The sequence below is a fragment of the Pseudomonas fluorescens genome (genome assembly GCF_001708445.1).
GTDB classification, from domain to species: domain Bacteria; phylum Pseudomonadota; class Gammaproteobacteria; order Pseudomonadales; family Pseudomonadaceae; genus Aquipseudomonas; species Aquipseudomonas gorinensis.
Genome location: NZ_CP015637.1, coordinates 5,731,029 through 5,753,113 on the forward strand (window position 1 = coordinate 5,731,029; position 22,085 = coordinate 5,753,113).

The window sequence follows — 22,085 nt, forward strand, 5'->3', positions numbered from 1 at the left end:
TTAGACGAGCAATTAAAGTGCCATTAGCTTTGGTCCCCCAAGGGGCATTCAGGATGTCACTACCGACTGCAGGTGTTTCCGCGCGTGACTTTGAGGGACACTAGGGCACCTGTAGAACGGAGTTCCCCATGACGGCCAGTGCTGAGAAATTTACCCGCCAGACCTTGCTCGACGTGCAATCGCTGACCCCCAGCCTCTTCACCTTGCGGACCACCCGCGACCCCGGCTTTCGGTTTGTCGCCGGCCAGTTCGTGCGCCTGGGGGTCACCAAGGCGGATGGCAGCACCGTATGGCGCGCTTACTCTGTGGTGTCTTCACCGTTCGATGAGCACTTGGATTTTTTCTCGATTGTTGTGCCCGGCGGCGAGTTCACCAGCGAACTGAGTCGCCTGCGTGTGGGCGACACGCTGTTGGTCGAGCGCCAGGCTACGGGGTTCCTCACCCTGAACCGTTTCGTCGATGGCCGCGACCTTTGGCTGCTGGGCACTGGCACCGGGGTGGCGCCGTTCCTGTCGATCCTGCAGGACTTCGAGGTGTGGGAAAAATTCGAGCGCATCATCCTGGTGTACAGCGCGCGGGAAGCCAGGGAGCTGGCCTATCAGTCGCTTATCCAGGGCTTGGGCGAGCGCGAGTACCTGGCTGAATATGCGCACAAACTGACCTACCTGCCGCTCGTCACGCGTGAGCAGCATCCGGGCGCGTTGAATGGGCGTATCACCACCTTGATCGAGAATGGCGAGTTGGAGCGCGCGGCCGGCGTCGAGCTGAGCCCGGAGCATTCGCGCGTGATGATTTGCGGCAACCCCCAGATGATCGACGACACCCGCCAATTGCTCAAACAGCGCGACATGCAATTGAGCCTGTCCCGGCGCCCTGGCCAGGTGGCCGTGGAGAATTACTGGTAACAAAAAAGGCGCCCCTCGAGGCGCCTTTCTGCAAGTCGATGGGGTTACAGCGGCTTGTCGTTCTGTGCCTTGAGCAGATCACGGATCTCACCCAGCAACACTTCTTCCTTGGTTGGCGTCGGTGGCAGGCTCGGCGCCACGGCTTCTTCGCGCTTGAGGCGGTTGATGGCCTTCACACCCATGAAGATCGCAAACGCGACGATCACAAAGTCGATCACGCTCTGAATGAACTTGCCGTACGCCAGCACAACCGCGGGCACGTCACCCTGCGCGGCTTTGAGCGTTATCGCCAGGTCGCCGAAGTCTACGCCACCGATCAACAGACCAATGGGCGGCATCACCACGTCGCCTACGAACGAGGAAACAATTTTGCCGAAGGCGGCGCCGATGATGATACCGACGGCCATGTCGACCACATTACCTTTGACCGCGAAGGCCTTGAACTCACTGATCACGCCCATAGGTTATTCCTTGTTACAGATTAGAAGGGTGCTGCTCAGTGTAAGTCAGTCGTGGAGGGCTTGCCTGACACAACTGTTCACACTCTTGGTTTTTATCGACACATTAAAACGCAAATAGTTTGCAAAGTGCCACCAGTCGCGCGCGAAATACGCGCCATTTCAGTGGCTTACCACATTAATTTCTTAATCGCCCTAGTGGTGTTTTTCTATTTATCTTCTGACTCGCGGGTCACTAGCCTCTGGCAAGCACAACTGAATGTGCGCTAAAAAAACCAGAGGAAACCTCGATGAAGAACCCCATTAAGCGCGGCCCAGGCCTGGCGCGACATGCAGTGGTACTGGCGACCGCCAGCCTGCTTTCCCTTTCTGTGCAAGCCGCCAACCTGACCCGCGATAACGGCGCTGCCGTCGGCGACAACCAGAACTCGCAAACCGCGGGCGCCAATGGCCCAGTGCTGCTGCAAGACGTGCAATTGATCCAGAAGCTGCAGCGTTTCGATCGAGAGCGCATCCCCGAGCGCGTGGTGCATGCCCGTGGCACTGGTGCCCACGGCACGTTTACAGTCACCGACACCCTCAGCGACCTGACCAAGGCCAAGGTCTTTGCGGCAGGCGAAGCCACCCCGGTGTTCGTGCGCTTCTCGGCCGTGGTGCACGGCAACCACTCCCCGGAAACCTTGCGTGACCCGCGCGGTTTCGCCACCAAGTTCTACACCGCTGATGGCAACTGGGACCTGGTGGGCAACAACTTCCCGACGTTCTTTATCCGCGACGCCATCAAGTTCCCCGACATGGTCCACGCCTTCAAGCCGGACCCACGCACTAACCTGGACGATGACTCCCGTCGTTTCGACTTCTTCTCCCATGTTCCCGAGGCCACTCGTACACTCACCGAGTTGTATTCCGACTCCGGTACCCCGGCAAGTTATCGGGAAATGGATGGCAATGGCGTACATGCCTACAAGTTGATTAACGCCAAGGGCGAAGTGCACTACGTCAAGTTCCACTGGAAGAGCCTGCAGGGCATTAAGAACCTCGATCCCAAGCAAGTTACCGAGGTGCAGGGGCGTGACTACAGTCATATGACCAATGACTTGGTTACCCACATCAATAAGGGCGATTTCCCCAAGTGGGACCTGTATGTGCAGGTACTCAAGCCGGAAGAGTTGGCCAAGTTTGATTTCGACCCACTGGACGCCACCAAGATCTGGCCGAATGTGCCCGAGCGTAAAGTCGGGCAGATGGTACTGAACCGCAACCCGGCGAATGTCTTCCAGGAAACCGAGCAAGTCGCCATGGCCCCGGCCAACCTGGTACCGGGTATCGAACCGTCGGAAGACCGCCTGCTGCAAGGCCGGGTGTTCTCGTATGCGGACACGCAAATGTATCGCCTGGGCGCTAATGCGCTGCAATTGCCGATCAACGCCCCACGGGTCACCGTCAACAACGGGAACCAGGACGGCGCGCTGAACTTCGGCAAAACCACCAGCGGCGTGAACTACCAGCCAAGCCGCCTGGAAAACCGTGAAGAGCCGCAAACCGCGCGCTACAGCCAGACGGCACTGTCGGGCAGCACCCAGCAGGCGAAGATCCAGCGTGAGCAGAACTTCAAACAAGCGGGTGACCTGTATCGCTCCTACAGCAAGAAAGAGCGTCAGGACTTGATCGACAACTTCGGCGGCTCCCTGGCCACTACCGATGACGAGAGCAAGCACATCATCCTGTCGTTCCTCTACAAAGCCGACCCGGAATATGGTACCGGCGTGGCCAAGGTCGCCAAGGGTGACCTGGCTCGCGTGAAGGCGCTGGCCGAAAAACTCACCGACTGACGTTGGTTTCGGTCGACGTCCTTGTGGGCGTCGACCTCTGGCAGGAGAGAACCCATGCGTGTTTCTATCGGCTTACTGATGGCCATGCTGGCCTTTTTCGCCCATGCCGAGTCCCCCGACCCGGTCGCGCTCAAGGCACAGCTTCAGGATTACTACTTCGACGCCGCTCGCCGTGGCGACCTCGACATGCTCAACACCTTTATCGACGCCGGTTTCCCCCTCAACACCCAGGACGACAAGGGCTACACCGCGCTGATCCTCGCCGCCTACCACGGCGAGAGCGCCTACGTGGAGCGCTTGCTCGCCGCCGGCGCCGACGCCTGTGTGCAGGACAAGCGCGGCAACACCGCGTTGATGGGGGCGATCTTCAAGGGTGAATTGAAAATCGCCCAGCGCCTGCTGGCCACCGACTGCAACCCCGACCAACGTAACGGCGCCGGGCAGACGGCAGCCATGTACGCCGGCCTGTTCAAACGGATCGAGTTGCTCGACGCACTCAAAGCCAAGGGTGCCGATCTCAACGCCGAAGACCCGGTCGGCAACAGTGCTTCACGGTTGGCCAGCGGTGAAATCCGGACCCCGGCGTCGCGCTGAGCTATCATCGCGGTTTTTCGGTTGGAGGTTCTCGAATGGCAAAGGCCAAGCGCATGTACGGCTGCACGGAGTGCGGCGCGACCTTTCCCAAGTGGGCCGGCCAATGCACCGAGTGCGGTGCGTGGAATACCCTCACGGAAACCATGATCGAAAGTGGCGGCGCCTCGGCCCCTACCGGCCGCGCCGGCTGGACCGGGCAACAGGCGCAGATCAAGACCCTGGCTGAAGTCAGTGTCGAAGAGATTCCGCGTTTCTCCACCGCGTCCGGCGAGCTGGACCGTGTGCTCGGCGGCGGCCTGGTGGATGGTTCGGTGGTGCTGATCGGCGGCGACCCGGGCATCGGCAAGTCGACGATCCTGCTGCAAACCCTGTGCAGCATCGCCAGCCGCATGCCGGCGCTGTACGTCACGGGTGAAGAATCCCAGCAGCAAGTGGCCATGCGCGCCCGTCGTTTGGGCCTGCCCCAGGATCAACTGCGGGTCATGACGGAAACCTGCATCGAAAGCATCATCGCCACGGCCCGCATCGAAAAACCCAAGGTCATGGTGATCGACTCGATCCAGACGATTTTCACCGAACAACTGCAATCGGCGCCGGGTGGCGTGTCCCAGGTGCGCGAAAGTGCGGCGCTGCTGGTGCGTTATGCCAAGCAGAGTGGCACGGCGATCTTCCTGGTTGGCCACGTGACCAAGGAAGGTGCATTGGCCGGGCCACGCGTGCTGGAGCATATGGTCGACACCGTGCTGTATTTCGAAGGTGAATCCGATGGCCGCCTGCGTTTGCTGCGCGCGGTGAAGAACCGCTTTGGCGCGGTGAACGAGCTGGGTGTGTTCGCCATGACCGACCGGGGGCTGAAAGAAGTCTCCAATCCATCGGCGATTTTTCTCACCCGTGCCCAGGAAGAAGTCCCCGGCAGTGTGGTGATGGCGACGTGGGAAGGCACTCGGCCGATGCTGGTGGAAGTCCAGGCGCTGGTGGATGACAGCCATTTGGCCAACCCGCGTCGAGTCACCCTGGGCCTGGATCAGAACCGCCTGGCGATGTTGCTGGCGGTATTGCACCGCCATGGTGGCATTCCGACCCATGACCAGGACGTGTTCCTCAACGTGGTGGGCGGGGTCAAGGTGCTGGAAACCGCATCCGACCTGGCGTTGATGGCGGCGGTGATGTCCAGCCTGCGCAACCGGCCGCTGCCCCATGACTTGCTGGTGTTTGGCGAAGTCGGCCTGTCGGGCGAAGTGCGCCCGGTGCCCAGTGGCCAGGAGCGCCTCAAGGAAGCCGCCAAGCACGGCTTCAAACGCGCGATTGTGCCGAAGGGCAATGCGCCAAAGGAAGCGCCGCCAGGGTTGCAGGTGATCGGGGTAACGCGCCTGGAACAGGCATTGGATGCACTTTTCGAATAACTCAGGGATGGACGCCATGCGACGATCGAATCGCTGGGGCGCGCTCGCCCTGTTTATCGCTTTGGCCGGCTCGTCCGCCATGGCGTGGGCTGAGCTGCCAGCCGGTTATCGGCTGGCGCAGAAGCTGGTGACACCCGACGGCAGTGTGCTGCAGGTGCTGGAAGACCAGCGCATCAGCGCCCAACTGCACAGCGACAGTTGGGGCAATGGGTTGGATGAAGACTCGTTCGACGAGCCTGGCGATTTGGTCGACAGCCCGCTGCGCGAAGCCCAGGTGCGGTTGGTATCAGCCTCTGGCGAGGTGATAGCTCACGAAGACCTCGGCTACCCGTTGGCCCAGGTCGAGAAAGCCCCGCTCAAAGGGCTGCCCGAACCTGTGTATTTTTTGACCATCGATCAGACCGCCCCCATGGGCAGTTACAGCGGGCCTGCCACGCAACTGTTGCTGCCTGACAAACAGCAACTCAAACCGCTGAGTTACCAGGGCACCGACGGCAAAGCCCAGGCGTTGACCCTGGCACAGACGGGCAAGGCTGCGTGGATGATAGCGACGCCAGCCAGTGGCGGCGCGGATGAGCTGCTGCAGGTGTCGTCCTTCATGGATGGCGACGGTGAGGATGACTTTGCCACGCGTTATCAGACTTATCGGTTTGTTGACGGACAGTGGCACGGCGCCTCAAGTCAGAAAAAGGGCTACTGGGACATGGAAAGCGCATTTCCCGCACGTACGGCGTTTCCCTGAGCCATCACACTTCCAGCAACGCGCCCAGCTCCCGCTCAAGTTCTTCCTGGTCGCCCAGGTTCAGCTCGATCAGCCTCCGCAAGTGTTTGATCGAGTCCAGGTCGATGTTTGTGCACACAAATCCCAGTTGGCCTTTTGCTTCGTGGGTCAGTTCTACTTGCATCTTTATATGAGCCTCGGGATCCAGGCGTATGTCGACGGTGAACGGCAGCTTTATATTTCCCTTCCAATCTTCAGGCCGTTGCGCCAACAGGCCCTTTAGCGACAAATCCACCAATTGCACCGGCCATTCATGGCCGTTTTGCTGAAGTTTGGTCTTGGCATCAAAGGCGATCCGGCGAAAACGGCGGCGATCAGACGCTTGCTCGGTCATGGTGAAACCCTCTGTGGATAGAAGGATTGTAGCCGTACGCCATCACTGGGCTGTTTTTTCTGCTTTTTTGCCTTGGGAAGGCTCTAGACCAACGTAGGGGGGTGGCCTTTAAGGCCAGTAGCGCTAAACTCCGGGTGGCTGTCCTTTCTGTCCACCCTGGCTGGAATATAAAAATGAAAAATAATAATAGCCTGCTACGCCACTTACCCTGGCTGGTGCTGGCAATCGTAGGAGCGTGCGCCCTGGGCGTAGTGGCCTTGCGCCGCGGCGAGGCGATAAACGCCTTGTGGATCGTGGTCGCCGCTGTGGCCATTTATCTGGTTGCTTACCGTTACTACAGTCTGTTCATCGCTAACAATGTGATGCAGCTCGATCCTCGGCGGGCCACCCCCGCAGTGGTCAACAACGACGGTCTGGACTATGTGCCGACCAACAAACACATCCTTTTCGGTCACCACTTTGCGGCGATTGCCGGTGCAGGCCCGTTGGTCGGTCCGGTATTGGCGGCGCAAATGGGCTACCTGCCTGGCACCTTGTGGCTGATTGCCGGTGTGGTGCTGGCCGGTGCGGTGCAGGACTTCATGGTCCTGTTCCTGTCCACCCGTCGCAACGGCCGTTCCCTGGGAGATATGGTTCGCGAAGAGATGGGCCGCATTCCCGGGACCATCGCGCTGTTCGGCTGCTTCCTGATCATGATCATCATCCTCGCGGTGCTGGCGCTGATCGTGGTCAAGGCCCTGGCCGAGAGCCCGTGGGGTATCTTCACGGTGATGGCGACCATCCCGATCGCGATGTTCATGGGCATCTACATGCGCTACATCCGCCCGGGCCGCATCGGTGAAATTTCGATCCTCGGCGTGTTGCTGCTGCTGGGTTCGATCTGGCTGGGCGGGCAGATTGCCGCTGACCCGGTCTGGGCCAAGGCCTTCACCTTCACCGGGATCCAGATCACCTGGATGCTGATCGGCTACGGTTTCGTCGCCGCGGTACTGCCGGTGTGGCTGATCCTGGCGCCACGTGACTACCTCTCCACCTTCCTGAAAATCGGCACCATCATCGCCCTGGCGATCGGCATCCTGGTGACCATGCCCGACCTGAAAATGCCCGCGCTGACCCAGTTCATCGATGGCACCGGCCCGGTATGGAAGGGCGGCCTGTTCCCGTTCCTGTTCATCACCATTGCCTGCGGTGCGGTTTCCGGCTTCCACGCGCTGATCTCCTCGGGCACTACGCCCAAGCTGCTTGCCAGTGAAAGCCACGCCCGCTACATCGGTTATGGCGGCATGTTGATGGAGTCGTTCGTGGCCATCATGGCGATGGTTGCCGCTTCGGTGATCGAGCCTGGCGTGTATTTCGCCATGAACAGCCCGGCGGCGATTGTCGGCACCGACGTGGTCACCGTGGCGCAAACCGTCAGCAGCTGGGGCTTTGCAATTACCCCCGAGGCGTTGTCGGCCGTCGCCCATGACATCGGTGAAACCACCATCCTGGCCCGTGCCGGTGGTGCGCCGACTCTCGCGGTGGGGATCGCACAGATCCTGCACAGTGTGCTGCCAGGTGAAAACACCATGGCGTTCTGGTACCACTTTGCGATCCTGTTCGAAGCGCTGTTCATCCTGACTGCTGTCGACGCCGGCACCCGTGCCGGGCGCTTCATGCTGCAAGACTTGCTGGGCTCCTTCGTACCGGCGCTCAAACGCACCGAATCGTGGACCGCCAACCTGATCGCGACTGCCGGTTGCGTGGCCATGTGGGGCTACCTGCTGTACCAAGGCGTGATCGACCCACTGGGCGGGATCAACACCTTGTGGCCGCTGTTTGGTATCTCCAACCAGATGCTGGCGGGTATCGCGCTGATGCTGGCGACCGTTGTGCTGATCAAAATGAAACGCCAACGCTACATCTGGGTGACCATGCTGCCGGCTGTCTGGCTGCTGATCTGCACCACCACCGCAGGCTTCATCAAGCTGTTCGACGCCAACCCGGCGATCGGCTTCCTGTCGCTGGCGAAGAAATACAGCGATGCCCTGGCCAACGGCCAGATCCTGGCCCCGGCCAAGAGCATCGACCAGATGCAACACGTGATCTGGAACGCCTACACCAACGCAACGCTGACGGCGCTGTTCCTGTTCGTGGTGTTCAGCATCCTGTTCTATGCGCTCAAGGTCGGTGTCGCCGCCTGGGGCAACAAAGAACGTACGGATAAAGAAGCCCCGTTCCAGGCTGTACCGGACGCTTGATCGAGGATTGCAGCCATGTTCAATGACATCAGTCGCCTCGGTAAATACCTCGGTCAGGCCGCGCGCCTGATGGTCGGCATGCCCGACTACGACACCTACGTCGAGCATATGCAAACCAAACACCCGGACAAACCGATGATGGACTACAAGGCGTTCTTCCGAGAGCGCCAGGAAGCCCGTTACGGTGGCAAGGGTGGGCCCAAGTGCTGTTGATTTAACGTAACTCTCCTGTGGGAGGGGGCTTGCCCCCGATAGTGGTGCGTCAGTGACAGATAAGTGCCTGACACACTGCTATCGGGGGGGAGCCCCCTCCCACATTTGTTTCAGTGTTCCTTCAAGGAGAATTTTTTGTCCTCTCCCATTCCAGTGACCGTCCTCAGCGGCTTCCTCGGCGCCGGCAAGACCACCTTGCTGCGCCACCTGCTCAAGGCCGAGCACGGCTTGAAAATCGCCGTGATCGAAAATGAATTCAGCGATGCCGGTATCGACACCCAGCTGTTGGGCGAAGAACCGGTGCAAGTCATGACCCTGTCCAACGGCTGCGTGTGCTGCACTATCCACACCGACCTGACCAAGGCCCTCTACCTGCTGCTCGAACGCCTGGACAGCGGCGAGATCGCCTTCGACCGCCTGGTGATCGAGTGCACCGGCCTTGCCGACCCTGCGCCGGTGGCCCAAACCTTTTTCATCGATGAGGAACTGCGCGAGCGCTACATCCTTGACGGCATCATCACCCTCGTCGACGCGGCCCACGCCGAGCACCACCTGACCCAGACCATCGCCCAGGCGCAGATCGGTTTCGCCGACCGCCTGCTGGTGAGCAAGCGTGACCTGGTGGACGACGCCACCTTCGAGGCTCTCAGTGAACGCCTCACACGCATCAACCGCCGCGCGCCGATCCGTGTGGTCGAGCACGGCAAGATTGAGTTAGCCGAACTGCTCGATGTGCGCGGCTTCAACCTTAACGCCGGCATGAGCTTGCGCCCGGTGAGCAAGGCGCCGTCCAGCGACCGTATTTCCAGCCTGGTACTGCGCACTGACCAGCCGCTGGATATCGACCGCCTCAGTGAGTTCATGAACGAACTGCTGGAAGACCATGGCAAGCAACTGCTGCGCTACAAGGGCGTGCTCAACATCGCCGGGGAGGATCGGCGCATGGTGTTCCAGGGCGTGCTCAAGCTCTACGGGTTCGATTGGGACACCGAATGGGCCGAGGGTGAGGCGCGGGAGAGTGTGATTGTGTTTATTGCCGATGAGTTGCCGGAAGACAAAATCCGCGAAGGCTTTAAGCGGGTTTACCAGGCGTAAAAAATCTATGGTCCCCCCATTTTTGCAATACTGATTAACGGGCGATGTGGTTGGCTTGCTTAAATCTATCCGGCGTCTGTTTGGGGCTTGGGCTTGCCCCCTCCCACATTTTGCTGTGTGTCCGGCTTTATTTACCGAGCTTGCGCAACTCATCCGACTCCACCACCCGCACGCCGTCCTGCTCTTCCAGCGCCAGGCGCCACATGGCGCGGGCCAGTTCGCACACTTCAATGCCGTGGTACTTGCCTGGAATCAGGCGTGACAACGGCCCGGCCAATTGCTCGGCCAGGCGCGGCTCAACACGTTCCCCCAGTAGCAGCGAAGGCCGCACGATGGTCAGTTGCGGCCAGTCCTGGGCCTTGAGTGCCTGTTCCATTTCCCCTTTGACCCGGTTGTAGAACACCGAGGATTTCGGGTCGGCGCCAATCGCACTGATCACGATCAAGTGCCGCGCGCCCATTTCCCGGGCGCGCTTGGCGAAGGCCACGACCATATCCAGGTCAACGGCACGGAAGGCCTCTTCCGATCCGGCTTTCTTGATGGTGGTGCCCAGGCAGCAGAAGGCAATATCCACCTGGCCGCTCAGTTGCGGCAGGAGCACCGCCGGGTCGCCTACCGGGTTTTCCAGGCGCGGGTGTTCAGCCAGCGGTTTGCGGCTGGGCGCCAGCACGCGGGTTACGGTGGGTTCGTTGAGCAGGCGGTCAAGCAGGTGCTCGCCGGTAAGCCCGGAGGCGCCCGCGAGCAGGATATGCTGAGGTGTCAGGTACATGGTGTTTTCCCCCCTTGTTACACAGTTCAGCTTAGTTGCCTTTGGCTTCCTTGCTATTCATTGAGACGCTTTCGAGCGCCTTTCGTGCCTGCTGTTTGCGTAATAATTGCCAATGGGCGATCACGCCTTTGGGGGCCCACATCTGCGGTTCGGAAGGCTCGAAGTTGTCCGCCTGTTCGCGTTCGCTCACGTGCAGTTGCGCCAGTTTGAAAGCTTGCTGCAAATCGTCGGTCTGGTTGAAGGCCTGGGCGAAGAGGGCGTCGCCGAAGTAGGTGAAATCGGCTTCCTCGGAGCACCCGAACGACACACGGTCGGCGCGGGAGGCGGTCATGATCAGGGTGTGTTCGTCTTTCAGTGCCGGGATGAAACCGCCGGAGTAGCAGGCGGAGATCACGATGATCTTGTCGCGGTTCTTCAGCGGCGCGAGCACGGCGGCCAGCTCATCGGCAGGCAGGTCGGCCAGCTCCATGCGCGGCTGGTCCAGCACCAGTTCATGTTCGTGGGTGCCGTGGCTTGTCAGGTAGATAAACACCAGGTCTTCCGGCCCGCTGCGTTCGGCGAGGGTCTGCACCGCGCGGCGCAGGCTTTCGCGGGTGGCCAGGGGGCGGTCGGCAATATGGTCGCGGTGGTTGACCAGGCGGATCTGCCCCCGGGCACCGAAGCGGGTGGCGAGCATATTGCTGACGTAGTCCGCTTCGCGCAGGAACACGCTTTGTTTACCGTCACCGGCCACGGCCAGGGTGTACAGCTCCACGGCCGGGGTGGAGGCGGGTACGGCGGCGAGGGCGGCTTCGAGCAAGCGGCCCTGGGCGAGCACGCCAATTTCCAGCGGGTCGGGTAGCAACTTGCCGTCGGCATCCCGCACGCGCATGCCATTGACCCAGGTGCCGGCCTGCACGGTGCCGTCGGCGAGCACCAGGGTGCCACGCCCCTGGTAGTTGTCGCTGTCGAAGCCGCCGATATAGAAGCTGCCATCGGTCAGGTTCAGGCGGCCTTCGCCGCTGAAGCGCCAGTCGGCGAACTCGCCGACATAATGGCTACCGTCCACACCAATCAATTCGCCCTTGCCGCTCAGGGCGCCTTCCTTGAACTGGCCGATCCACACGTCGCCGTCGGCGTTTTCATAACGGCCCTTGCCATTGAGCTGGTTCTGCTTGAACTGGCCGACATAAATGTCGCCGTCAGCGCTGTTGAACGTGCCGTTGCCTTCCAGTTGGCCATCGACGAAGTGGCCGCTGAACTGATTGCCGCTGTCGTCGTTGCGCTGGCCTTCGCCATTTGGTTTGCCGTGGGCGAACTGGCCCTGGTATTGGCTGCCGTCGGCCAGCTCCAGGCGACCGAGGCCGGAGTACTGGTCGTCCTTGAATTCGCCGCGATAGGTCATTTGCCCCTCTTTGAGGGTGCCTTCGCCGTTGCGTCGACCGTTCTTGAAGCCGCCCACATAGTGGCTGCCCGCCGTGCTCAAGCTGCCCTGGCCATCGAACAGGCCTTGCTTGAACTGGCCTTTATAGACTTCGCCGTTGCTGCCGTGCCATTCGCCCTGGCCGTGCCACTGGCCTTGGTCGAACTGGCCGGCGTACCAGCTGCCGTTGGGGTAGTCCACGCGGCCCTGGCCTTGCAGCAAGCCATTGACCACATCACCCCGGTAGCGGCCGCCGTCGGGCAGGCGCGCATCGGGCGGCAACAGCGATTCGCCGTCTCCGCAAGCGGTGAGCAACAGGGCAAGGGCAAGGGGAGCAAGTGGGCGCATAGCGGGATCCGGATAATTGAGCGCCGAGTATGCCGTAGCTGCGAGTTTCTTACATAAATTTACATACCCTGTGGCGAGTTTCAGTGCCTCACCACAGGGAAGGGCTTACACGAAGCAGAGCGACAACGACTCGGCGATGTAAGCGGGTTTTTCCTGGCCTTCGATTTCCAGGGTGGCGGTGGCCTTGAACAGCCATTGGCCCGGTTTTTTCTCGGTGACGTCCGTGAGGGTGACGTTCAGGCGCACCTTGGAGTTGACCTTCACTGGCTGGATAAAGCGCACGCTGTCCAGGCCATAGTTGACCGCCATCTTCAGGCCCTCTGGCATGATCAGGATGTCTTCCAACAGCTTGGGCATCAGCGACAGCGACAGGAACCCGTGGGCGATGGTGCTGCCGAACGGCGTTTGCGCGGCCTTGACCGGGTCGATGTGGATGAACTGATGGTCGCCAGTGGCTTCGGCGAACAGGTTGATTCGGGCCTGGTCGATGGTGAGCCATTCGGAACGTCCCAGTTCCTTGCCGACATAATCTTTGAGCTGCGCTACGGGTACATAGGGCATTGCGTCTCTCCTTGGTTCATCGGTTTGTCCCTCCGCTGCAGGCGCGAGCTTGCTCACGAAGGTCGTTAACGATAACGCCGGCTTTTCTGGTTCGGCGCGGCGCACTCGAGTTTTTCGCGAGCAATCTCGCTCCTGAGGGAGGCAGTTGCTGTTTTTTTGGGGTTACAGAGAACCAATGTAGATCATCATGGGCTACCCGCCCGGTCAACCCACCATGCTTATGGCGAATGCCGGAGCATAGAGCGGGCATGCTTATAATGCGGGCGAGCCTTGAGGGGGGGAGAACGGATGCTGTTACGCGGTCTGACATGGCTGGTGCTGTTTCAATTGATCGGCACCGCGATCAATCATTTGCTGGTGCCGGTACTGCCGGGGCCGATCATTGGCCTGTTGCTGATGCTGGGCTACCTGGTATGGCGCGGCGAAGTCGGTGAACCGTTGAGCCTGGCGGCCAGCAGCCTGTTGCGTTACCTGCCGTTGCTGCTGGTGCCGCCGGCGGTGGGGGTGATGGTGTATGCCAAGGACATCGCCGCGGACTTCTGGGCCATTGTCGGCGCACTGGTGCTGTCGCTGGTGATCGCCATGGGGTTTGTCGGCGTGCTGATGCAAAAGCTGGTCAAGCGCCAGGCGCAACAGGAGGAGGAACAATGACCTTCGACTGGCAGGGCGCGTGGGCGGCGGTGATTCATCACCCTCTGTTCGGCATCGGTATCACCCTCGGCGCCTATCAACTGGTGCTGGCGGGCTTTGAGAAAACTCGCTGGATTTTCCTGCAACCGGTGCTGGTCTCCATGCTGCTGGTGATTGGCGTGTTGCTCAGTTGCGGCCTGAGCTACGCCGAATACCGCAAGAGCACCGAGATCATGGGCATCCTGCTCGGCCCTGCGACGGTGGCCCTGGCAGTGCCGCTCTATTTGAACCTGCGGCGGATTCGGCAGTTGTTCTGGCCGATTTTTACTACGCTGGTGATAGGTGGCGTATTGGCCACTGGCCTATGTGTGCTGCTGGGCTGGTGGTTTGGTGCCGAACACATGATGCTGATGACCATGGCGCCCAAATCGGTGACTTCGCCGATCGCCATGCTGGTGGCTGAGCAGATCGGCGGTGTCGCCGCATTGGCCGCAGTGTTTGTGCTGATCACCGGGGTCATCGGTGCGATGATCGGTCCGGCATACCTGTCGCGACTGGGCGTACACAGCCCCGAGGCACGCGGCATGGCCCTGGGCATGACCGCGCATGCGGTCGGCACCTCGGTGGCCTTGCAGGAAAGCGAAGAGTGCGGCGCCTTTGCGGCGCTCGCCATGAGTCTGATGGGCGTGGCCACGGCGGTGTTCCTGCCGTTGGCGGTGTCGGTAATTGTTTAAACCGGGTTTAAGGAAACCTTTATGAGTCTGGCGCTGTTCCCGCTCAATACCGTGCTGTTCCCCGGCTGCACCCTCGACTTGCAACTGTTCGAGGCGCGCTATCTGGACATGATCAGCCGTTGTATGAAAAAGGGCGAAAGCTTCGGCGTGGTGTGCATCCTCGACGGCCAGGAAGTCGGCATGGCCCCGGATGGCTACGCGCTGATCGGCTGTGAAGCGCTGATCCGCGACTTCAAGCAGCAGGATAACGGCCTGCTGGGGATTCGTGTCGAAGGCGGTCGCCGTTTCCGTGTGCGTGACTCCGGGGTGCAGAAGGACCAGTTGCTGGTGGCCGAGGTGCAATGGCTGGAAGAACTGCCGGACCAGGCGCTGGAAGAAGAGGACGCCGACCTGCTGGCCTTGCTCCAGGCCCTGGCCGAACACCCGATGGTCGCCTCGCTGGACATGGGCACCCACGCCGATGGCCAGCAGGCGCTGGGCAATCAGCTGGCGTATCTGCTGCCGTTCACCGAGGCCGACAAGATCGACCTTCTGCAACTCGACGACCCACAGCAGCGGCTGGATGCGATCCAGATGCTGCTCGACGAGTTGCAGGGCGAGCTATTCACTCAATAGGCATAGCGCAGCAGCGCATGGGACATGCCGGCAAGCGCGATAAAACTCAGCACCGCCACCAGCGCCGGCAGCAGCAGCCACCAGGTTTTTTGGGGCATGGCCGGCAATGGGCTGCGGTACTGGCTGGCGTTCAGGCTGAAGGCGCACACCGTCATCGCCAGCAACGTACCGGCCAGGATGTCGGTGGGCCAATGGGCGCCCAAATAGACCCGTGACAGCGCAATGAAGGCGGCGGGGATACACCCCAGCAGCATCCAGGTCAGGCGCATCCGCGTGGGTTGCCCGCGACCGGCCAATACCGCCAGCGCCAGGAAGAACGCGAACGCACCAGAGGCATGGCCGCTGGGCATGCTGAAGCTGGTCAGGGGGTCGGTGAGGATTTCCGGTCGGCCACGGGCAAAAAACAGCTTGGTCGCGGTGTTGATCAACGCCGCCCCTGCCAGCGTGACACCGACAAACACCGCATGCCGCCATTGTCGCGCCAGTAACAGCAGGCCGGTGAACACGGCGCTGGCGACGAACATCTTCTTGAACTCACCCAGTTGGGTGATGCGCACCATCACCTCGTCCAGCCATGGGCTGCGGTGCTCCTGCACCAGTGCGCTCAGGCCCTGGTCGAAATCGTTGAGGTGGGGGTAGCCGATGAACAGCGCGATCAACAACGTCAGGCTGGCACACCCAATCCACAAGGTTGCACGACGATGGCCTCGCAGGCTGCTGTTCAGGCACAGCCCGATCAATACCGCCAGGCAGGCCGTGACCACGCCCGCCTCTGGCCAGAACCCTTCCGGCAAGGGTAGGCGGAACGCGGCACCGGTCGCCCAGCCGGGTATCAGGTAGGCCACCGACCAACCCGCCGCCGCCAGAATGCTCACGGCGGCGAAACGTGGGAACGGCATGTCGCACATGCCGGCGACCATTGGCAGCATCGGCCGCAGCGGGCCGATGAAACGGCCGACTAACAGGCTGGCGATGCCGTACTTGTGGAAGTAGGTCTCGGCACCGTTCATCCATTCCGGATGATGGCGCAGGCCGGGTAGACGGCGAATGTTCTGATGGAAATGCCGCCCCAGGTAGTAGGAAACCCCATCGCCCAATAGTCCGCCGAGGAAGCCCATCAGCAAGGTTTCACTCAACGACAGCGCCCCGCTGCCGGCCAGCACCGCAATGGCAAACAACAACACGGTGCCCGGCACGATCAGCCCGGCAATGGCCAGGCATTCCACGCACGCCACGATAAGCACCGCCGCCGCCAGCCATTGCGGGTTCAGGGTCAGCCAGCCGGTAATGCTATCGAGCCATTGGCCCATAAAACGTCACTCCCTCTATGTCATACATAACGCGAAACGCTGAAGATTTAATGTGGGAGGGGGCTTGCTCCCGATAATGGTGTAACAGGCCGCAGGTGTGTCGCTGACCCACCGCTGTGCTGCGGCGATAGTGTTCAAACCAGAAAGTAGTCGCGGCCTTCGACCTGGCCGCGACGCAGCGGGTTCCGTGTGCAGTAGGGCGCATAGCCGGCATCGACGAAGCGATACATCAGGTGTTCATCGCGGCCGCTGGGAATGCCCAGGCGGGTGGTCTGGATAATCTGCGTCGGCACCTGGCCTATGTCTTCTACATAGAGCTGTTCCTGATCGAAGCGCTTGGCATCCCACATCGGGACTTTCAAACCCAGCGCCTTGCACAACAAGGTCTGGCCCGCGCAAAGCTTCTGCGAGGGGCGGGGGCTGCCGTCGGCATTCGGGTTGTTCAACAGCATCTGCGCCAGGCTGGCGGGACCTGAGAGTTCGTCAATCCAGGGATAGGCCGACTTGATCAGCACGGCATTGCCCGGCCCCTGGGCGCTGAAGTTCAGCGAATCACCGCCACGGGCGTAGTACATGTAGATATGCCCGCCATCCAGAAACAAAGCCTTACGCTTTTCTGTGTAGCCGAGGGAGGCGTGGCTGCCTTTTTCGGCCACGTAATACGCTTCGGTTTCAATAATTCGCGCTGAAAGCCAGATATCGCCGACGCGGTGGCGAATGATTTTTCCGAGCAATTCCCGTGCAAGCAGTTGTGCATCGCGGTCGAAGAAGCCGTCGGGCAGGGCGCTGGCGGGGAGTTGGGGGGTAAAACTGGACATGGCGTTCAGGGTTATTACGGCTAAATGTGACGGAATAATAACAACTCCCACCTTAATTACGGCTGAACCCCAGGTTTTTACAGTTCATTTCGACCATCCGCCCCACACCGCTGTCAGTCGGGCGGCGTCACAGCTATAATCTGCCGCTTTCCTCTTTGCCAAGACTCCCTGACCATGACTGAGTCCGTTCTTGACTACATGACCCGCCTGGGTCGCGCTGCCCGTCAGGCCTCGCGGTTGATCGCCCGTGCGAGCACCGCGCAGAAGAACCGTGCCCTGCTGGCCGCCGCCGATGCTCTGGATGCCTCGCGCTCCGAGCTGACCGTCGCCAACGAACTGGACCTGGCCAACGGCCGCGCCAATGGCCTGGAGCCGGCCCTGCTGGATCGCCTGGCACTGACCCCGGCGCGTATCGACGACATGATCGAAGGCTTGCGTCAGGTGGCCAAGCTGCCTGATCCCATCGGTGAAATCCGTGATATGCGTTACCTGCCGTCCGGCATCCAGGTCGGCAAGATGCGCGTGCCCCTGGGCGTGATCGGCATCATCTATGAGTCGCGCCCGAACGTGACCATCGACGCCGCGAGCCTGTGCCTCAAGTCTGGCAATGCCACCATCCTGCGTGGCGGTTCCGAGGCGATCCATTCCAACCGCGCCATCGCAGCCTGCATCCAGCAGGGCCTGGCCGTGGCCGAACTGCCGGCCGAAGTGGTGCAAGTGGTGGAAACCACCGACCGCGCAGCGGTTGGCGCGCTGATCACCATGCCGGAATTCGTCGACGTGATCGTGCCGCGCGGTGGCAAGAGCCTGATCGAGCGCGTCAGCCGCGATGCCAAGGTGCCGGTCATCAAGCACCTGGATGGCGTGTGCCACGTGTTCATCGACGTTGCCGCCGATATCGACAAGGCAATCCGCATCGCCGATAACGCCAAGACCCACCGCTACGCCCCGTGCAACACCATGGAAACCCTGCTGGTGCACGCCGGCATTGCCGAGCGCGTGCTACCGCCACTGGCTGCCATCTACCGTGACAAGGGCGTGGAACTGCGCGGCTGCGAGCGTACCCGTGCGCTGCTCGGCAGCGACGTGATCGAAGCGACTGAACAAGACTGGTACACCGAGTACACGGCACCGATCCTGTCGATCCGCATCGTTGACGACCTGGACCAGGCCATCGAACACATCAACCAATACGGCTCCAAGCATACCGACGCCATTGTTACCGAGCATTTCAGCGATGCCCGGCGTTTCCTCAACGAAGTGGATTCCGCTTCGGTGATGGTCAACGCCTCGACGCGTTTTGCCGACGGCTTCGAGTATGGCCTGGGGGCTGAGATCGGTATTTCCACCGATAAGCTCCACGCACGCGGCCCGGTTGGCCTGGAAGGCCTGACCAGCGAGAAGTACGTAGTGTTCGGCGACGGTCATGTGCGCACTTGATGGCTAAACGCATCGGGCTGCTCGGCGGTACCTTCGACCCCGTACACATCGGCCATTTGCGCAGCGCCCTGGAAGTCGCGGATGCCCTCGCGCTGGATGAGCTGCGCCTGGCGCCCAATGCCCGGCCGCCGCATCGCGACACGCCGCAGGTGTCTGCGCAGCAACGCCTGGAGATGGTACGCCTGGCCGTTGCCGGTATACCGCCGCTGGTGGTGGACGATCGTGAGCTCAAGCGCGATAAACCGTCCTACACTGTCGACACTCTGGAACTGATGCGCGCTGAACTGGCGGCAGATGACCAGTTGTTTCTGCTTTTGGGCTGGGACGCATTTTGCGGCCTGCCCTCTTGGCATCGTTGGGAGGAACTCCTCCAGCATTGCCACATCCTGGTGCTGCAACGCCCGGATGCCGACAGCGAACCGCCGGATGCCTTGCGCAACCTGCTGGCCGCGCGGTCGGTAAGTGACCCCTTGGCCCTGACCGGGCCGAACGGGAATATTGCATTCGTCTGGCAGACCCCGCTTGCGGTGTCTGCCACCCAGATCCGTCAACTGCTGGCCAGCGGGAAGTCGGTACGTTTCCTGGTGCCTGACGCGGTCCTGGCCTACATCGATGCGCACGGGCTTTACCGTGCGTCGAACTGAAAAGGCGCGCTTGAACGCACGAACAGTCGTGCAGCAAGCGCCCGAACATACGAGCAAAACGAGTTTTTTATGACGAACAAAGACGTAAGCAAAGTAAAACGCAAAGGCACGTTCAAAAGCGCGCCGCTGCCGGTTGAAGCCCATGTTGGCCCGGAGCTGGCTGGCGAAGAACTGGTAAAAGTCGCCGTTGCCGCCCTGGAAGACGTGAAGGCCCAGGACATCCAGGTCCTGGACGTGCGCGACAAGCAGAGCATCACCGACTTCATGATCATCGCCACGGGTACCTCCAACCGCCAGATCGGCGCGATGCTCGACAAGGTTCGCGAAGCCGTGAAGGCCCAAGGCGTCAAGCCGCTGGGTGAAGAAGGCAAGGGCGACAGCGACTGGGTGCTGCTGGACATGGACGACGTGATTGTTCACATGATGACGTCCAACGCCCGTCAGTTCTACGACCTGGAGCGTCTGTGGAAAGGCGCCGAGCAGAGCCGCGCCGCTGATGGCAAGCACCACAGCCCGGAAGTGGGCCACGCGCACTTCGACAAGCTCAACAAAGACCAGGAATAAGGAACGGCTGTGCGCCTGCGTCTGATTGCTGTCGGTTCACGCATGCCCAAGTGGGTGGAGGAAGGCTGGCACGAGTATGCCAAGCGTCTGCCCGCCGAGCTGTCGCTGGAACTGGTGGAAATACCGCTCAATACCCGGGGCAAGAATGCCGACGTGGCGCGCTTTATCCGTCAGGAAGGCGAAGCCATGCTGGCCAAGGTCGGCCCCAACGAGCGCATCGTCACCCTCGAAGTGCACGGCAAACCCTGGAGCACCGAGCAGTTGGCGGTGGAACTGGATCGCTGGCGCCTGGACTCGCGCACCGTCAACTTCATGGTCGGTGGCCCCGAAGGGCTGGCGCCGGAAGTCTGCGCGCGGGCGGACCAGCGCTGGTCGCTGTCGGCGCTGACGCTGCCGCACCCGTTGGTAAGGATTCTGATCGGTGAACAGCTGTACCGCGCCTGGACAGTCCTGTCCGGGCACCCTTATCACAAATAATCTGCGCCCCTCCCGATGACCCAGCCGATCCGCATCAAGGACCACGAGAAAGACGCACGTCTGGTACGCGCGCGCGTGGTGTTTGGCGCGATCATGGTGGTGACGCTGATTGGGGTGCTGATCGCTCGCCTGTATTTCCTGCAGGTGATCCAGTACGACTATCACTCCACATTGTCGGAAAACAACCGGGTGCATGTGCAACCGATTCCACCGACCCGTGGCCTGATCTTCGACCGCAATGGCGTGGTGGTAGCGGATAACCGGCCCAGCTTCAGCCTGAGCATGACCCGCGAGCGTTCCGGCGATTGGCAGCAGGTCCTCGACGTTATCGTCGAAGTACTGCAACTGACCCCGGAAGACCGGGTGATCTTTGAGAAGCGCATGAAGCAGGGGCGTCGGCCGTTCGAGCCGGTGCCGATCCTGTTCGAGCTGACCGAAGAGCAGATTGCACGCATCGCGGTGAACCAGTTCCGCCTGCCGGGTGTGGAGGTGGTGGCGCAGTTGGTGCGGCATTACCCGCAAGGGCCGCACTTTGCCCACTCCGTCGGCTACATGGGGCGGATCAACGAGAAAGAGCTGAAAAGCCTCGATCCGGTCAATTACAGCGGCACCCACCATATCGGCAAGACCGGCATCGAGCGTTTCTACGAGCCCGAGCTGCACGGCCAGGTGGGTTACGAAGAAGTCGAGACCAACGCCCGCGGCCGCGTGCTGCGGGTGCTCAAGCGCACCGATCCGGTACCGGGCAAGGACATCGTGCTGAGCCTGGACATCAAGTTGCAGGAGGCGGCCGAGATGGCGCTTGGCGGCCGTCGCGGTGCGGTGGTGGCACTGGATCCGAGGACGGGCGAAGTGCTGGCCATGGTCAGCCAGCCGAGTTTCGACCCCAACCTGTTTGTGACCGGCATCAGCTTCAAGGCCTACGCCGAACTGCGTGACTCCATTGACCGTCCACTGTTCAACCGTGTGCTGCGTGGCCTGTACCCACCGGGTTCGACCATCAAACCGGCGGTGGCGATTGCCGGCCTGGATGCAGGCGTGGTGACGGCGTCGAGCCGCGTGTTCGACCCCGGCTACTACATGCTGCCCAACTACGATCACAAATACCGTAACTGGAACCGCACCGGTGACGGCTATGTCGATTTGGATACCGCGATCATGCGCTCCAACGACACCTATTTCTACGACCTGGCCCATAAGCTGGGGATCGACCGCTTGTCCGCCTACATGGGCAAGTTCGGCCTGGGTCAGAAAGTCTCCCTGGACATGTTTGAAGAGTCCCCCGGCCTGATGCCGTCGCGGGAATGGAAGCGCGCGACCCGCCGCCAGGCGTGGTTCCCTGGCGAAACCTTGATCCTCGGTATCGGCCAGGGCTATATGCAGGCCACGCCTTTGCAGTTGGCCCAAGCCACCGCGCTGGTGGCCAACAAAGGCATCTGGAACCGTCCGCACCTGGCCAAGACCATCGAAGGCGAGAAGCCGGTGGATGAAAACCCGATCCCGGATATCGTGCTGCGCGACCCGTCCGACTGGACCAAGGTCAACCACGGCATGCAGCAAGTGATGCACGGCGCCCGGGGTACCGCACGCAAGGCGGCCCTCGGTGCGCAATACCGCATCGCCGGCAAGAGCGGTACCGCCCAGGTCGTGGCAATCAAGCAGGGTGAGAAATATGACCGCTCCAAGGTCCAGGAGCGCCACCGCGACCACGCCTTGTTTGTGGGTTTTGCCCCGGCTGACGACCCGAAGATCGTGGTGGCGGTGATGGTCGAGAACGGTGAGTCCGGCTCCGGTGTCGCCGCGCCTGTGGTGCGGCAGATCATGGATGCCTGGTTACTGGCCGACGACGGCAAGCTCAAGCCGGAATATGGCGGCCCCCCTTCAAGCACCGAGGTTACGGCCAGTGAAGAGTAATTTT

Annotated in this window: 23 protein-coding genes; 16 read left to right on the top strand and 7 right to left on the bottom strand. The window is 61.2% G+C overall.

Annotated features, from left to right (window positions below; genetic code table 11):
• Window positions 1–128: 128 nt before the first annotated feature.
• Window positions 129–905, top strand: coding sequence for a ferredoxin--NADP reductase (locus A7317_RS25500; RefSeq protein ID WP_024077505.1), 777 nt, complete (start codon window positions 129–131; stop codon window positions 903–905).
• Between the two features lie 44 nt (window positions 906–949).
• Here the strand turns inward: A7317_RS25500 and mscL are convergent, their stop codons facing one another.
• Window positions 950–1,366 carry a large-conductance mechanosensitive channel protein MscL gene (gene mscL, locus A7317_RS25505; RefSeq protein WP_017737414.1) on the bottom strand — a complete coding sequence of 139 codons (417 nt, stop codon included), beginning with the start codon at window positions 1,364–1,366 and terminating at the stop codon, window positions 950–952.
• Window positions 1,367–1,653: 287 nt separating this feature from the next.
• Between mscL and katB the strand changes: the two genes are divergently transcribed.
• From katB to A7317_RS25525, 4 genes are read left to right on the top strand one after another with little or no spacing between them, the layout of a single operon-like run.
• Entirely contained in the window at window positions 1,654–3,195 is a 1,542-nt protein-coding gene (gene katB / locus A7317_RS25510; RefSeq protein WP_024077504.1) for a catalase KatB, read from the top strand.
• A 54-nt stretch (window positions 3,196–3,249) separates the two neighbouring features.
• Complete coding sequence (locus A7317_RS25515) at window positions 3,250–3,789, top strand: ankyrin repeat domain-containing protein (protein WP_024077503.1); 540 nt, start codon at window positions 3,250–3,252, stop codon at window positions 3,787–3,789.
• Window positions 3,790–3,824: 35 nt separating this feature from the next.
• The gene (radA, locus tag A7317_RS25520; protein ID WP_069077072.1) at window positions 3,825–5,192 is read left to right on the top strand and encodes a DNA repair protein RadA; all 1,368 of its coding nucleotides are present in this window, start codon (window positions 3,825–3,827) and stop codon (window positions 5,190–5,192) included.
• Between the two features lie 16 nt (window positions 5,193–5,208).
• Window positions 5,209–5,934 (top strand): hypothetical protein, encoded by a 726-nt coding sequence (locus tag A7317_RS25525; RefSeq protein ID WP_069077458.1) that lies wholly within the window; start codon window positions 5,209–5,211, stop codon window positions 5,932–5,934.
• A gap of 4 nt (window positions 5,935–5,938) precedes the next feature.
• On the opposite strand, the gene A7317_RS25530 is transcribed toward A7317_RS25525, so the two are convergent.
• Complete coding sequence (locus A7317_RS25530; RefSeq protein WP_024077500.1) at window positions 5,939–6,307, bottom strand: PilZ domain-containing protein; 369 nt, start codon at window positions 6,305–6,307, stop codon at window positions 5,939–5,941.
• 173 nt (window positions 6,308–6,480) lie between these two features.
• Here A7317_RS25530 and A7317_RS25535 point away from each other — a divergent pair, with 173 nt between their 5' ends.
• From A7317_RS25535 to yjiA, 3 genes are all read left to right on the top strand, one after another.
• Window positions 6,481–8,547 (top strand): carbon starvation CstA family protein, encoded by a 2,067-nt coding sequence (locus A7317_RS25535; RefSeq protein ID WP_024077499.1) that lies wholly within the window; start codon window positions 6,481–6,483, stop codon window positions 8,545–8,547.
• Window positions 8,548–8,562: 15 nt separating this feature from the next.
• Window positions 8,563–8,760: a YbdD/YjiX family protein gene (locus A7317_RS25540; protein WP_003176208.1), complete on the top strand. Its 198-nt coding sequence runs from the start codon at window positions 8,563–8,565 to the stop codon at window positions 8,758–8,760.
• Between the two features lie 135 nt (window positions 8,761–8,895).
• Window positions 8,896–9,855: a GTPase gene (yjiA, locus tag A7317_RS25545; protein ID WP_024077498.1), complete on the top strand. Its 960-nt coding sequence runs from the start codon at window positions 8,896–8,898 to the stop codon at window positions 9,853–9,855.
• Between the two features lie 127 nt (window positions 9,856–9,982).
• On the opposite strand, the gene A7317_RS25550 is transcribed toward yjiA, so the two are convergent.
• The 3 genes from A7317_RS25550 to A7317_RS25560 all read right to left on the bottom strand — a co-directional run bounded on the left by A7317_RS25550 (window position 9,983) and on the right by A7317_RS25560 (window position 12,935).
• Window positions 9,983–10,624 carry an oxidoreductase gene (locus A7317_RS25550; RefSeq protein WP_024077589.1) on the bottom strand — a complete coding sequence of 214 codons (642 nt, stop codon included), beginning with the start codon at window positions 10,622–10,624 and terminating at the stop codon, window positions 9,983–9,985.
• A 31-nt stretch (window positions 10,625–10,655) separates the two neighbouring features.
• Window positions 10,656–12,374, bottom strand: a complete 1,719-nt coding sequence (locus A7317_RS25555; RefSeq protein WP_069077073.1) for a C13 family peptidase — start codon at window positions 12,372–12,374, stop codon at window positions 10,656–10,658.
• 105 nt (window positions 12,375–12,479) lie between these two features.
• On the bottom strand, window positions 12,480–12,935 hold the full coding sequence (locus A7317_RS25560; RefSeq protein WP_069077074.1) for a MaoC family dehydratase: 456 nt from the start codon (window positions 12,933–12,935) through the stop codon (window positions 12,480–12,482).
• Between the two features lie 288 nt (window positions 12,936–13,223).
• Between A7317_RS25560 and A7317_RS25565 the strand changes: the two genes are divergently transcribed.
• Genes A7317_RS25565 through A7317_RS25575 form a run of 3 tightly spaced genes read left to right on the top strand, consistent with a single transcriptional unit; the run spans window position 13,224 to window position 14,914 of the window.
• Window positions 13,224–13,586, top strand: coding sequence for a CidA/LrgA family protein (locus A7317_RS25565; RefSeq protein WP_069077075.1), 363 nt, complete (start codon window positions 13,224–13,226; stop codon window positions 13,584–13,586).
• Complete coding sequence (locus tag A7317_RS25570) at window positions 13,583–14,299, top strand: LrgB family protein (protein ID WP_024077585.1); 717 nt, start codon at window positions 13,583–13,585, stop codon at window positions 14,297–14,299. The genes A7317_RS25565 and A7317_RS25570 overlap by 4 nt, the downstream gene beginning before the upstream one ends.
• Window positions 14,300–14,320: 21 nt before the next feature.
• Entirely contained in the window at window positions 14,321–14,914 is a 594-nt protein-coding gene (locus A7317_RS25575) for an LON peptidase substrate-binding domain-containing protein (protein ID WP_069077076.1), read from the top strand.
• Here A7317_RS25575 and A7317_RS25580 read toward each other — a convergent pair.
• Together A7317_RS25580 and A7317_RS25585 are read right to left on the bottom strand one after the other, a co-directional pair.
• Window positions 14,908–16,224 carry a bifunctional DedA family/phosphatase PAP2 family protein gene (locus A7317_RS25580; protein ID WP_024077583.1) on the bottom strand — a complete coding sequence of 439 codons (1,317 nt, stop codon included), beginning with the start codon at window positions 16,222–16,224 and terminating at the stop codon, window positions 14,908–14,910. The genes A7317_RS25575 and A7317_RS25580 overlap by 7 nt on opposite strands.
• 134 nt (window positions 16,225–16,358) lie before the next feature.
• Window positions 16,359–17,042: a DNA-3-methyladenine glycosylase gene (locus A7317_RS25585; RefSeq protein WP_024077582.1), complete on the bottom strand. Its 684-nt coding sequence runs from the start codon at window positions 17,040–17,042 to the stop codon at window positions 16,359–16,361.
• Between the two features lie 174 nt (window positions 17,043–17,216).
• Here A7317_RS25585 and A7317_RS25590 point away from each other — a divergent pair, with 174 nt between their 5' ends.
• From A7317_RS25590 to mrdA, 5 genes are all read left to right on the top strand, one after another.
• Window positions 17,217–18,482, top strand: coding sequence for a glutamate-5-semialdehyde dehydrogenase (locus A7317_RS25590; protein ID WP_069077077.1), 1,266 nt, complete (start codon window positions 17,217–17,219; stop codon window positions 18,480–18,482).
• Complete coding sequence (nadD, locus tag A7317_RS25595) at window positions 18,482–19,126, top strand: nicotinate-nucleotide adenylyltransferase (RefSeq protein WP_041161029.1); 645 nt, start codon at window positions 18,482–18,484, stop codon at window positions 19,124–19,126. Before A7317_RS25590 ends, nadD begins: the two co-directional genes overlap by 1 nt.
• A 69-nt stretch (window positions 19,127–19,195) precedes the next feature.
• Complete coding sequence (gene rsfS, locus A7317_RS25600; RefSeq protein WP_003176298.1) at window positions 19,196–19,690, top strand: ribosome silencing factor; 495 nt, start codon at window positions 19,196–19,198, stop codon at window positions 19,688–19,690.
• 9 nt (window positions 19,691–19,699) lie between these two features.
• Entirely contained in the window at window positions 19,700–20,167 is a 468-nt protein-coding gene (gene rlmH, locus A7317_RS25605) for a 23S rRNA (pseudouridine(1915)-N(3))-methyltransferase RlmH (RefSeq protein WP_003176297.1), read from the top strand.
• 15 nt (window positions 20,168–20,182) lie between these two features.
• Complete coding sequence (gene mrdA, locus A7317_RS25610) at window positions 20,183–22,081, top strand: penicillin-binding protein 2 (RefSeq protein ID WP_024077579.1); 1,899 nt, start codon at window positions 20,183–20,185, stop codon at window positions 22,079–22,081.
• The last annotated feature ends 4 nt before the right edge of the window (window positions 22,082–22,085 follow it).